Origin of the sequence: Bradyrhizobium sp. CCBAU 45321, from assembly GCF_028128975.1 — a bacterium.
In the GTDB taxonomy this organism is placed as follows: domain Bacteria; phylum Pseudomonadota; class Alphaproteobacteria; order Rhizobiales; family Xanthobacteraceae; genus Bradyrhizobium; species Bradyrhizobium yuanmingense.
Genome location: NZ_LFKZ01000014.1, coordinates 228,115 through 239,250 on the forward strand (window position 1 = coordinate 228,115; position 11,136 = coordinate 239,250).

Annotated in this window: 12 protein-coding genes; 7 read left to right on the plus strand and 5 right to left on the minus strand. The window is 65.6% G+C overall.

Going from position 1 to position 11,136, the window contains the following annotated elements; translation table 11 throughout:
* Positions 1 to 152 precede the first annotated feature (152 nt).
* From ACM43_RS02770 to ACM43_RS02790, 5 genes are all read left to right on the plus strand, one after another.
* Positions 153 to 743, plus strand: coding sequence for an ANTAR domain-containing response regulator (locus ACM43_RS02770; protein ID WP_036012463.1), 591 nt, complete (start codon positions 153 to 155; stop codon positions 741 to 743).
* On the plus strand, positions 740 to 1,903 hold the full coding sequence (locus ACM43_RS02775; RefSeq protein ID WP_271537979.1) for a CmpA/NrtA family ABC transporter substrate-binding protein: 1,164 nt from the start codon (positions 740 to 742) through the stop codon (positions 1,901 to 1,903). Before ACM43_RS02770 ends, ACM43_RS02775 begins: the two co-directional genes overlap by 4 nt.
* A 334-nt stretch (positions 1,904 to 2,237) precedes the next feature.
* The gene (locus ACM43_RS02780) at positions 2,238 to 4,019 is read left to right on the plus strand and encodes a NirA family protein (RefSeq protein WP_271537980.1); all 1,782 of its coding nucleotides are present in this window, start codon (positions 2,238 to 2,240) and stop codon (positions 4,017 to 4,019) included.
* The gene (locus tag ACM43_RS02785) at positions 4,016 to 5,632 is read left to right on the plus strand and encodes a sulfite reductase subunit alpha (protein WP_271537981.1); all 1,617 of its coding nucleotides are present in this window, start codon (positions 4,016 to 4,018) and stop codon (positions 5,630 to 5,632) included. Before ACM43_RS02780 ends, ACM43_RS02785 begins: the two co-directional genes overlap by 4 nt.
* 235 nt (positions 5,633 to 5,867) lie before the next feature.
* Positions 5,868 to 6,020: a hypothetical protein gene (locus ACM43_RS02790; protein WP_036028094.1), complete on the plus strand. Its 153-nt coding sequence runs from the start codon at positions 5,868 to 5,870 to the stop codon at positions 6,018 to 6,020.
* Positions 6,021 to 6,129: 109 nt separating this feature from the next.
* Here the strand turns inward: ACM43_RS02790 and ACM43_RS02795 are convergent, their stop codons facing one another.
* From ACM43_RS02795 to pxpB, 3 genes are read right to left on the minus strand one after another with little or no spacing between them, the layout of a single operon-like run.
* A complete protein-coding gene (locus tag ACM43_RS02795; RefSeq protein WP_271537982.1) occupies positions 6,130 to 6,900 on the minus strand; it encodes a LamB/YcsF family protein in 771 nt (256 codons plus the stop codon).
* Positions 6,901 to 6,932: 32 nt separating this feature from the next.
* The gene (locus ACM43_RS02800) at positions 6,933 to 7,970 is read right to left on the minus strand and encodes a biotin-dependent carboxyltransferase family protein (RefSeq protein ID WP_271537983.1); all 1,038 of its coding nucleotides are present in this window, start codon (positions 7,968 to 7,970) and stop codon (positions 6,933 to 6,935) included.
* Entirely contained in the window at positions 7,967 to 8,698 is a 732-nt protein-coding gene (gene pxpB, locus ACM43_RS02805) for a 5-oxoprolinase subunit PxpB (RefSeq protein ID WP_157287589.1), read from the minus strand. The genes ACM43_RS02800 and pxpB overlap by 4 nt, the downstream gene beginning before the upstream one ends.
* A 257-nt stretch (positions 8,699 to 8,955) precedes the next feature.
* Between pxpB and ACM43_RS02810 the strand changes: the two genes are divergently transcribed.
* Positions 8,956 to 9,654 carry a ribonuclease activity regulator RraA gene (locus tag ACM43_RS02810; protein WP_036012452.1) on the plus strand — a complete coding sequence of 233 codons (699 nt, stop codon included), beginning with the start codon at positions 8,956 to 8,958 and terminating at the stop codon, positions 9,652 to 9,654.
* Positions 9,655 to 9,676: 22 nt separating this feature from the next.
* The gene (locus tag ACM43_RS02815; protein ID WP_157287590.1) at positions 9,677 to 10,081 is read left to right on the plus strand and encodes a (R)-mandelonitrile lyase; all 405 of its coding nucleotides are present in this window, start codon (positions 9,677 to 9,679) and stop codon (positions 10,079 to 10,081) included.
* A gap of 139 nt (positions 10,082 to 10,220) precedes the next feature.
* Here the strand turns inward: ACM43_RS02815 and ACM43_RS02820 are convergent, their stop codons facing one another.
* Both ACM43_RS02820 and ACM43_RS02825 read right to left on the minus strand, forming a co-directional pair.
* Positions 10,221 to 10,577 carry a hypothetical protein gene (locus ACM43_RS02820; protein WP_271537984.1) on the minus strand — a complete coding sequence of 119 codons (357 nt, stop codon included), beginning with the start codon at positions 10,575 to 10,577 and terminating at the stop codon, positions 10,221 to 10,223.
* A gap of 178 nt (positions 10,578 to 10,755) precedes the next feature.
* Positions 10,756 to 11,136: DUF2147 domain-containing protein (locus tag ACM43_RS02825; RefSeq protein ID WP_271537985.1), on the minus strand; the 381-nt coding region annotated here is incomplete at its 5' end.

An 11,136-nucleotide genomic window follows, 5' to 3' on the forward strand; every position in this document is an offset into this window, starting at 1 on the left:
GAGCGACCCGAAGCTGACCTTGGGCGCAGCCGTCTGATCCATGTCTGATCTGCCTGATCGACTGGCCTGAGCTAGTTCCAATTGCGCATAATTACAACCCTTTGCAGGGCGATCCGGCGTGCTATGGATGAATCAGCTGCCGTGAGTGAGCCATGAGCGCCGAACAGTCGCCCAAAATCGTGATCGTCGACGAAAGCCCGATCCGGGCCGCGATCCTGGAGGAGGGATTGCGCGAGGCCGGGTTTACCCAAGTCGTCCATATCAGCGAGATGCAGAGCCTGCTGGCCCGTATTTATGCGGCGGACCCCGACATCATCGTGATCGATCTCGAAAACCCCAGCCGCGACGTGCTGGAGGCGATGTTCCAGGTCAGCCGCGCGGTGAAGCGGCCGGTCGCCATGTTCGTCGACCAGAGCGATTCAGCCTCGATCCAGGCCTCGGTCGAGGCGGGAGTGTCGGCCTATATCGTCGACGGGCTGAAGAAGGAGCGCATCAAGCCGATCCTCGACCTTTGCGTGTCCCGTTTCAACGCCTTCGCCAAGCTCCAAGAGGAGCTGGAGCGCACCAAGTCGCAGCTCGAGGACCGCAAGATCATCGAGCGCGCCAAGGGCATTCTGATGAAGGTGAAGGGCCTGACCGAGGACGAGGCCTATGTGCTGCTGCGCTCCACCGCGATGCGCGAGAAGAAGAAAATCGGCGAGATCGCGCAGTCGATCATCACCGCGTCGGAGATGCTGAAATGACCGTTCCCCTCCGCATCGGGTTCATTCCGCTGGTCGATGCCGCCGCGCTGATCGTCGCGGTCGACAAAGGCTTTGCCGCCGCCGAGGGGCTCGAGGTCGAGCTGGTGCGCGAGGTCTCCTGGTCCAACGTCCGCGACAAGCTCAATATCGGCCTGTTCGACGCGGCGCATCTGCTCGCGCCCGTGGCGATCGCGTCCTCGCTCGGCCTCGGTCACGTCAAGGTGCCGATCGCCGCGGCCTTCAATCTCGGCATCAACGGCAATGCCATCACGGTGTCGCCGGCGCTCCATGCCGCGCTGATGGAGGAGATCGACGGCGATCGCTTCGACCCGATGGCGACGGCGAAAGCGCTGGCGAAGGTGGTTGCCAAGCGCCGCAAGGCGGGGGCCGAGCCGCTCACCTTCGGCATGACCTTCCCGTTCTCCACCCACAATTATCAATTGCGGTTCTGGATGGCGGCGGCGGGCGTCGATCCCGACGAGGACGTGCGCCTCGTGGTGCTGCCGCCGCCCTATATGGTCGACAGTCTGAAGAACGGCCATGTCGATGCGTTCTGCGTCGGCGCGCCCTGGAACTCGGTCGCGGTCGATCTCGGCGTCGGCCATATCCTGCATTTCGTCGCCGACATTCTGGTCCGTGCGGCGGAGAAGGTGCTGGCGATCCGCCAGACCTGGGCCGACAAGAATCCGGACGTGGTCGCAGCCCTGGTGCGGGCAGCCGTGAAGGCCGCCGAGTTCATCGAGCATCCCGAGAACCGGACCGAGGCGGCGCAGATCCTGGCGCAACCCGAACGGATCGGCGTCGACGCCGAGGTCATCCAACGCACCCTCACGGGGCGCCTGAAGATCTCGCCCGATGGCACCTTCCGCGAAAGCGGCCGCTACCTGCTGGTCGGACGCGAAGGGGCAGGGCGGCCCGATCCGGTCCAGGCCGCCTGGCTCTATGCGCAGATGGTGCGCTGGGGCCAGACGGCGCTCACCCCTGACGGGGTCAAGACGGCGATGGCGGTGTTCAGGCCCGATCTCTACGACGCGGCGCTCGGCAACAGGGCGCCGCTTGAGGCTCCCGCAGCGTTCGGCGCCTTTGTCGGTCCGGCCTTCGACCCCGCCGATATCCGCGGGCATCTCCAGGCCTTCGGAGTCGGGCGCTGGAAGGCCTGATTCGCGGTTGCTTCGCTTTTGAGCATCTAAGATCCTTGGCTAATGTTTGAGCTGGCTGCTCGTATTTCGGGAGAGTTCCCAAGCCGGCAGTTTCCGGGTCCCATCCTAATTATCTGAAACTTCATTGGTTTTTATTTCGACCAAGCTGGCACGCAACTTGAATGTTGCGCTGCGGCCAGCTTGTCATAGGTGCCTGCTGAGCCAAGTCCCGCAGCAACGAAGCTGATCGGACCGTGGGTGACGAAGCCGGCTCCTGAGCCAGCCTTCAGTTCCTCGCGGGTCGCGCCAATCCGTCGAAGCCACTTTGGTGGCCGCAGGAGCTTCGTTACCGACCATGAAAATCGATACGCTCTCAGTCGACTTTACCGACGAGCAGAAACGCTATCTCGAAGGCTTCACGACCGGCCTGCAGATCAGCCGCGTCGGCCGCGGCCTCGGTGGCGGCAGCGGCAAGGCGAATGCCGAGCCTGTGGGTCCCGATGCCGTGCACATCAAGGCGCAGGACAAGGTGATCGCGTCGGGCAAGAAGCTCGCCGATCAGGAGAAGTTCAAGCGCGACGAGCATCCCTTCGACGCCTATCCGCGGCTGCGCCAGCAGGCGCTCGACAACACCCCGCCGAGCCCGGCGGACAATTTCCGCTGGCGCTACTACGGCATCTTCTATGTCGCGCCGACGCAGGACTCCTACATGTGCCGCCTGCGCATCCCGAACGGCATCATGAAGCATTGGCAGCTGTCAGGCCTTGCCGATCTCGCCGACGAGCTCTGCGGCCCCTACAGCCACGTGACCACGCGCGCCAATCTCCAGCTGCGCGAGATCCCGCCGAAGCACGCGATCAGAATGATCGAGGGCATCCAGGATCTCGGCCTGTGCTCGCGCGGCTCCGGCGCCGACAACATCCGCAACGTGACGGGGACGCCGACCGCCGGCATCGATACGCAGGAAATCATCGACACGCGGCCCTATGCTCGCGAGTGGCACTACCACATCCTCAACGACCGCTCGCTCTACGGCTTGCCGCGCAAGTTCAACGTCGCCTTCGACGGCGCCGGCCGGATCGCGGTGCTGGAAGAGACCAACGACATCGCCTTCACGGCCTATGAGGTAAAGGACGGTTTCGGCGTCGAGCCGGGGGTCTGGTTCCGGCTCGGCCTCGGCGGTATCACCGGCCACAAGGATTTCGCGAAATATTCCGGCATCATCGTCAGGCCGGAGCAGGCGACCGCCGTCGCCGACGCCATCGTGCGCGTGTTCATCGAGCATGGCGACCGCACCAACCGCAACAAGGCACGGCTGAAATACGTGCTCGACGCGATGGGCCATGACGGCTTCCTCAAGCTGGTCGAGGAGCGCTTGAAGACGCCGTTCACGCGCGTGCCGGAAGAGGCGTTCGCGCCGCGGCCCGCGGCGGATCGCATGGCGCATATCGGCGTGCACAAGCAGAAGCAGGATGGCCTCAACTGGATCGGCGTATCGCTCACGCTCGGCAAGCTCACTTCCGATCAGATGCGGGGCCTCGCCAAGGTCGCGCGCGACCTCGGCGACGGCGAGATCCGCCTCACGGTCTGGCAGAACCTCTTGATCTCGGGCGTGCGCGACGAGAATGTCGAGCTTGCCATTGCCGCCATCAAGCAGATCGGGCTCGCGGTCGAGGCCTCGCACATCCGCGCCGGCCTGATCGCCTGCACCGGCAATGCCGGCTGCCGCTTCGCGGCGTCCAATACCAAGCGCAATGCCGCGGAGATCGGTGACTGGTGCGAACCGCGCGTCGCGATGGACAAGCCGGTGAACATCCACCTGACCGGCTGCCATCATTCCTGCGCGCAGCATTACATCAGCGACATCGGACTGATCGGCGCGCGCGTGCCGGTCAATGAGGAGGACACCGTCGAGGGCTATCACCTCTTCACCGGCGGCGGGTTCGGCCCCGACGCCGATGTCGGGCAGGAAGTCTATCACGACCTCAAGGCCGAGGACGCACCGAAGACGGTCGAGGCGCTGCTCAAGGCCTATCTCGCCAATCGCGCCTCGCCCGACGAAACCTTCCTCTCCTTCGCGCGCCGCCATGACGGCGAAACGCTGCGCAAGCTTGCCGATGCACAGGTGTCCGCATGAACCAGATCACGCCTCCGCCGAAACTCGATATCATCCCCGCCAGCGCGCCATTCTCCGACGCGCAGCGCTCCTGGCTAAACGGCTTCTTTGCCGGACTGCTCTCGCCTGATGTCGCAACGCCGCTGTCGCCAGAGCAGGGCGCCGCGGTCATGCCGGCCGGTGACGGCGACGACGGCGAAGCGCCGTGGCACGATCAGACCATGCCGATCGCCGAGCGGATGAAGCTTGCCGAAGGCCGTCCCCTGCGCCGCAAGATGATGGCGGCGATGGCACAGCAGGATTGCGGCCAGTGCGGCTACAATTGCCACGATTATTCGGAAGCGATCGCGTCCCGCAGCGAAGCGCGGCTCAATCTGTGCGTCCCCGGCGGCAAGGAAACTGCGCGGATGCTGAAGTCGCTGTACGAGGAGCTCGACAAGGCGCCCGCGGCCAAGATCACGGACAAGACCGCTGACAAGGCCGGCGCTCCGGCGCCGGCCGTGACCGTGACGATCGCAGAGCCCGGCCGCTCGCGGGATAATCCGATCCAGGCGACCTTCCTGTCGCGCCGTCTTCTCAACAAGGGCAAGTCGGAGAAGGAGACCTATCACATCGAGTTCGATCTCTCCGAGGGCAAGCTCGACTATGTCGTTGGCGATTCCTTCGGCGTTTTCCCGCGCAACGACGTCGGCCTCGTCGACCAGATCATCGCGCTGCTCGGCGCCTCCCACACGACCAAGGTCAACGGCAAGACGCTGCGCGAGGTGCTGATCGACGACGTCTCGCTGTCGCCGGCGCCCGACACGCTGTTCGAGCTGATCTCCTTCATCACCGGCGGCGCGCAGCGCGAGAAGGCGCGGGCGCTGGCGCAGGGGGAGGATCCCGATGGCGATGCCGCGACGCTCGACGTGATGGCGGCACTGCAGAAGTTTTCCGGCACGCGGCCGCATCCCGAGGCCTTCGTCGAGGCGCTGGAGCCGCTGCAGCCGCGGCTCTACTCGATCTCGTCCTCGCACAATGCGACGCCGGGAAAGCTGTCACTGACGGTGGACTCGGTGCGCTACGTCATCGGCAAGCGCAGGCGGCTCGGCGTCGCCTCGACCTTCCTCGGCGAGCGGATCAACGAAGGCGAGAAGCTCAAGGTCTATGTGCAGAAGGCGCACAATTTCGGCCTGCCGCAGGACCCGAAGACGCCGATCATCATGGTCGGTCCCGGCACCGGCATCGCGCCGTTCCGCGCCTTCCTGTTCGACCGCAAGGCGACCGGCGCGCCCGGCAAGAACTGGCTGTTCTTCGGCCATCAGCGCAGCGATTGCGATTTCTTCTATCAGGACGAGCTCAACGCCATGAAGACCTCAGGGCTTCTGACGCGCCTGTCGCTGGCCTGGTCGCGCGACGGCGAGAAGAAGTTTTACGTGCAGGACCGCATGCGCGAGGTTGGCCGCGAATTGTGGACCTGGCTCGCCGAGGGCGCGCATCTCTACATCTGCGGCGATGCCAAGCGCATGGCCAAGGACGTCGAGCGCGCGCTGGTCGACATCGTCGCCCAGTTCGGGGCACGTTCGACGGATGAAGCCGTCAGTTTCGTCGCCGAGCTCAAGAAGACCGGCCGCTTCCAGGCTGATGTGTATTAGCGGTTGAAACGTCGGATCATCGCGCTTCGGCCTTCGGTGTCATCCGATTGTCATCCGAGTCGGTTCCAACTGGCTCGGACTTTAACGAATAAGATTCTCGGAACCTGCTGGTCAAGAGAATTTGCGTCTGCGATGGGGGCCTCCAGAGAACCCTCATCGCTATTTCCGCCACCGTCTTGCCTCCCGTCCTGGTTGATCCTTCATACTCCCGCAAATGGGGCGTTGGAGATCGACCATGCGCGAACTATCGGCGGAAGCCAGGCTGCACTTCTACGCGCGCTCGCTCTCGCGCCGGACCGGGGCGAGCATGCACCACGTTGCGATGTACAGCGCGTTTGCGGTGATCGCGGCGATCGTGTTCGGGACGCTGTCGGTGCATCCGTTCTGATGTGTCTGCGTAGGGTGGGTTAGCCGAAGGCGTAACCCACCACTTGTATGGATGCAGCAGAAGAGGTGGATTACGCTTCGCTAATCCACCCTACGCTACCGAGCGTTTGTCACGCCCCGCGCTTGAACGGCGCCACATCGATCCCCGCAGCTTTCAACGCCTGCCGCACGCCGCGCGCGATCTCGACCGCGCCGGGCGTGTCGCCATGGATGCAGACCGTATCCGTGCGCATCTTGATGACCTTGCCCGTGACGGACACCACCGCACCGTCCTGCACCATGCGCACCACGCGCTCGGCGATCGCCTTGGCGTCGTGCAGCACCGCGCCGGGCTTCTTGCGTGAGACGAGGTTGCCGTCATCCTCATAGGCGCGGTCGGCGAACACCTCGTGGACCATCGGCAGGTTGGCGTCTTCGCCGGCCTTCACCAGCTTCGAATTGGCGAGCACGACGAAGATCAGGCTGGGATCCACCGCCTTGATGCCGGCAGCGATCGCCTTCGCCGTCATGTCGTCCTCGCAGGCGACGTTGGAGAGCGCGCCGTGCGCCTTCACATGGGTGACCTTGTGGCCGGCCGCAGTCGCGATAGCCTGCAACGCGCCGATCTGGTAGGCGACGAGGTTCTCGATCTCGGAGGCCTTGAGCCCTGCGATCGGATGCCGGCCGAAGCCGTGCAGGTCGCGATAGCCGGGATGCGCGCCGACCGAGACGCTGCGCGCCTTCGCAAGCTCCACCGTCCGGCGCATGATGTCGGGGTCGCCGGCATGGAAGCCGCAGGCGACGTTGACCGAGCTTGCCAGCTCGATCATCGCGGCGTCGTTGCCCATCTCCCACGCGCCAAAACCTTCGCCGAGGTCGCAATTCAGATCGACTGTTTTCATGGGTTGCTCTCCGCCTCTGGTCTTGTTGTCGCTTATGGCTCCGCCGTGACCTGCCACGTCCCGGCATCGACCGCGCTGACCGCATAGCCCGCCACGTTAGCATCGCTGAGCGCCTCGATGTTGAGCGCGACGATGTCGGAGGAGCGCAGGCGATCGGGCAGGCTGCGGATCGCTTGCGCGAACTTGCGCGCCTCGTCCTGCGCTTCGGCCATGCTGACCGCCTTGAAGCGGAACGCGGTTCCTGCCGAGGTCTGGGCGAGGCGGCCGATATCGGCCGTGATCACGGTTGCGATCTTCGGATAGCCGCCGGAGGTGCCGCGATCCATCATCAGCGCGATCGGCGCGCCGTTACCGGGCACCTGGATGCTGCCGTTGACCGTGCCGTCGGAGACGATGTTGTGGCCGTGGAGATGCTTGATCGCAGGGCCTTCGAGCCGGTACCCCATGCGGTCCGAGGTCGCCGAGATCTTCCACTCACTATCCAGGAACAGCGCCTTGTTGGCGTCGTCGAATTCGTCGTCCTGAGGCCCTAGCAGCACGCGGATCGGGCCGCTCGCCGGCTTCGGCAGCTCGATGCGCAGCTCCGGTGCGCCGCTCGCGGCATCGACCGTGAATTCGTCGCCGGCCTGGAGCGGGCGCGGGTAGGGGCTGCCGAGGCCGGCGCGGGCGTTCACGGCAAGGCTGCCGAACACGGCCTCGCCCTTGATGGCGCCTTCGATCGCGAGATAGGTGAAGGCGCCGCCGCGGGCAAAGCCGAGCGTCAGCGTCTCGCCATCCTTGAGCGTCACCGAGGTGTCCATCGCGACCGCGCTGCCGGCGATGTCCGCATTGCGCGGCGCGCCCGATATCGCCACGCGCACGGCGCCGTCGCGGGCGGTGAAGGAGGCACCGAACGGGCCGATCTCGATGGCGGCCGCGAACGGCTCGTTGCCGACCAGAGTGTTCGCCGCCGCAAGCGACAGCCGGTCCATCGCTCCGCTCACGGTCAAGCCGTAGCGCTGCGCGCCGTGGCGGCCGCCGTCCTGGACCGAGCTGGCAGGGCCGATGCTGGCAACGACGAGCCGGCTCATGCGTCCACCTGCTCAGCGACGATCTCGCCGGCTTCCGCAGCGCGGTCCATGTCCTCGAATGTCTTGTGGTCGATCGGGTAGAACGTGACGCGGTCGCCGGGCTCGGTGAGGAAGGTCGGATTGCGGTGGAGCTGATAGGTTCGCACCGGGGTGCGGCCGAGCAGATGCCAGCCGCTCGGGGCGGCCAGGCATTGGATGCCGGCCTGGACGCCGCCGATCGAGATCGTGCCGGCCGGCGTCAACAGTCGCGGCGATTGCCGCCGCGACATGTGCAGGAATTTGTCGAGGCCGCTGAGATAGGACCAGCCCGGCGTGAAGCCGATCATGGCGACCTTGTAATCGCCGCCCGAATGCCTGATGACGATGTCATCCGGCGTGGTGCCCAACGTCTTGGCGACGTCCTCGAGGTCGATGCCGTGCTCGCCGCCATAGGCGACGGGAACGCGCCAGCGGCGCGCTTTCGTGACCGGCGGCAGCGGCCGGGTGGCGATCGGGAGGATCTTTTCGCCCAGCGCATCGAAGCCGATCTTGCCGGGATCGTAATGGACCAGCAGCGAGCGATAGGTCGGCACGGTTTCGGTGATGCCGTCGATGGGCGCAGCTAGCAGCGCCTTGTCGAGCGCCAGCACGCGCTGGTTGGCATCGTCGTCGATGGTGCGGCTGAACTCGACCGTGACGGCACTGTCGCCACTGGGCAGAAGGCGGGGCGGGGGAAGCGTCGCGGCCATTGAGCTGTCAGAGCGCTGTCGGAATCGGGCTTCTCGGGAACGCGGGCTCGACCTTGAGTTCCGCTTGTCCCTGCTTCGCGTAAATGTGCCCGCAAGTCCAATAAATTAATGCAAGGGGAAGCGATAAAGCCTTGTTATCGCATCGCATAACGGCGCTGCGGCCCTGCGTAATTGCTAGCCTCTTGGCCCTTGACGCAAAGCTCGCGGCTCGCAAGATGCGCGCGTTCTTTCCCGCACCTTGGAGCTCGTTCTCGTCCATGTCGCTGTCCCCCGAAGCCCGCAAGACCCTCGCCGGCATCACCACCGCCACCATCACCACGGTCCTGCTGAAGAAGGGCCTGCGCAATGTGTGGATGCGCGGCGCGCGTCCGTTGCGGCCGGGCCTGCCGCGGCTGGTGGGACCGGCCTTCACGCTGCGCTTCGTGCCGGCGCGCGAGGATCTGGCGACACCGGAATCCTGGTCGTCGCCGATCTCGACCCGCACCGCGATCGAGGCGATGCCGGAGGGCTGCATCGCCGTGGTCGATGCCATGGGCATCACCGATGCCGGCATCTTCGGCGACATCCTTTGCGCGCGAATGGTCAAGCGCGGCGTCACCGCGCTTGTCACCGACGGCGTGGTGCGTGACGTCGAGGGCGTGCTCGGCACCAATTTGCCGGTTTGGTGCGACGGCTATGCCGCGCCGCCGTCGGTTGCAGGCCTCACTTTCGTCGGCTGGGGCGAGCCGATCGGCTGCGGCGGCGTTGCCGTCTTCCCGAACGACATCGTGGTCGCCGACCAGGACGGCTGCGTGCTGATCCCGCAGGCGATGCTCGATCACGTCCTCAATGAGGGCGTCGAGCAGGAGCGGATGGAAGCCTGGATCGTCAACGAGGTGAATAACGGCGCGGTGCTGCCGGGCCTCTATCCCATGAACGCCGAAACCAAGGCGCGCTACGCCGCCAGCAAGAAGTAACGGACAAGGAACGAGGACCCTCATGGACATCACGCTCGCCGGCACGCGGCCGACCCGCCGCGCGCCGAAGGAACACTTCACCGGCACCGTGTGGCAGGACCCCATCAACATGGCCCCCGAGCCTGCACGACTGAACGTCTCGCGCGTCGCATTCGAGCCCGGCGCGCGCACCAACTGGCATCATCATCCGCTCGGCCAGACGCTTTACGTGATCTCGGGCGTCGGCCGCGTTCAGACCAAGGGCGGCCCGGTCCAGGAAATCCGTCCCGGCGACACCGTCTGGATTCCACCGGGTGAAGTGCACTGGCACGGCGCATCGCCGACCAACGGCATGTGCCACATCGCCATGCAGGAAGCGCTCGACGGCGTCTACTCGACCTGGCTGGAGCCGGTCACTGACGCGGAGTATGGCGCGGCGGTGGGCTGACTCTCGTGTCCCGGACAAGACGCATCGCCCAAGGCGATGCGTCGCCGATCCGGGACCCAGACCTTCGACCCGCTGAGAGCACTGGGTCCCGGCTCTGCGCGGCAACGCTTCGCGCTGCCGCTTGTCCGGGACACGGCACCTAAATCTTCTCCGCCGTCCACGTGCCCGTGCACATGGCGCCGCGCCAAGTGCCGGAGCCGGACGCGCCGCTGAGCCGGCCGAAGCCGACGGCACGCTTGATGCCGGTGCTCAGGGTGACGTTGACCTTGCCGGCCTCGGCGACGCGCCCCGACGCCGTCACTGCGGCGCTGCTCGAGGCGATCTGACCATTATTGATGCCGATAGAGACAGTCGCGCCGTTGCCGCAGGCCTGGCTTGATGAAGCGATGCGGACGTTCCACGCGCCATCGAACGTGCTTGTCGCAGCGTCGGCCTGCGCGAGCGGGTCAGCAATGACGACGGCGGTGGCGAATAGAGCCTTGCGAAACACGTTCATGACACGCCCCTGTGGTTGACCATGCGGGGGACCGTGACACGTGCGCGGAACCGGCGATGTGAGGGCTGTCACGTGCGCAGGAGGCTGTGTGAGCCTGCGCACGCCGGCACGCCAGGGCGCAAAAGCAAAGGACCCGCATCGCGGGCCCCTTGTCTGCGTAAGAACGATCAGGCGGATCTCAATTCACCCGCGTCCAGGTCTGGCCGCCGCAGAACATGCCGCCGAAGGCGCAGCCCTGCACACGTAAACGGTCGGTGCCCTTCATGGCGATCGTCGAATCGTAGGTCGAGCCCGAGTTCGGATCGAGGATGCGGCCCGACCATTTCTGGTCCTTGCCCGGCTTCATGTTGATCAGCACCTGCTCGCCGTTCTGGTTGGACTTGCTGTCGACCGAATAGCCGCAGAGGTTGGTGCCGCATTGCTCGATGCGGACCTTGCCTTCCTTCTCCTCGGTGAGCCAGACGCCGACCGGCGAATTGAGGTCGCGCGTCGGCGCGGTTGCAGGTGCAGGCGGCACTGCGGCCGCTTCAACGCGAGCGGGAGCAGGCGCAGGTGGCGG

Coding starts and splice junctions, on each gene's coding strand:
- pxpB (WP_157287589.1), bottom strand. CDS start 8,698: ATGGCCGCGACGCTTCCCCCGCCCCGCCTTCTGCCCAGTGGCGACAGT.
- ACM43_RS02810 (WP_036012452.1), top strand. CDS start 8,956: ATGTCGCTGTCCCCCGAAGCCCGCAAGACCCTCGCCGGCATCACCACC.
- ACM43_RS02795 (WP_271537982.1), bottom strand. CDS start 6,900: ATGAAAACAGTCGATCTGAATTGCGACCTCGGCGAAGGTTTTGGCGCG.
- ACM43_RS02775 (WP_271537979.1), top strand. CDS start 740: ATGACCGTTCCCCTCCGCATCGGGTTCATTCCGCTGGTCGATGCCGCC.
- ACM43_RS02800 (WP_271537983.1), bottom strand. CDS start 7,970: ATGAGCCGGCTCGTCGTTGCCAGCATCGGCCCTGCCAGCTCGGTCCAG.
- ACM43_RS02820 (WP_271537984.1), bottom strand. CDS start 10,577: ATGAACGTGTTTCGCAAGGCTCTATTCGCCACCGCCGTCGTCATTGCT.
- ACM43_RS02770 (WP_036012463.1), top strand. CDS start 153: ATGAGCGCCGAACAGTCGCCCAAAATCGTGATCGTCGACGAAAGCCCG.
- ACM43_RS02815 (WP_157287590.1), top strand. CDS start 9,677: ATGGACATCACGCTCGCCGGCACGCGGCCGACCCGCCGCGCGCCGAAG.
- ACM43_RS02780 (WP_271537980.1), top strand. CDS start 2,238: ATGAAAATCGATACGCTCTCAGTCGACTTTACCGACGAGCAGAAACGC.
- ACM43_RS02785 (WP_271537981.1), top strand. CDS start 4,016: ATGAACCAGATCACGCCTCCGCCGAAACTCGATATCATCCCCGCCAGC.
- ACM43_RS02790 (WP_036028094.1), top strand. CDS start 5,868: ATGCGCGAACTATCGGCGGAAGCCAGGCTGCACTTCTACGCGCGCTCG.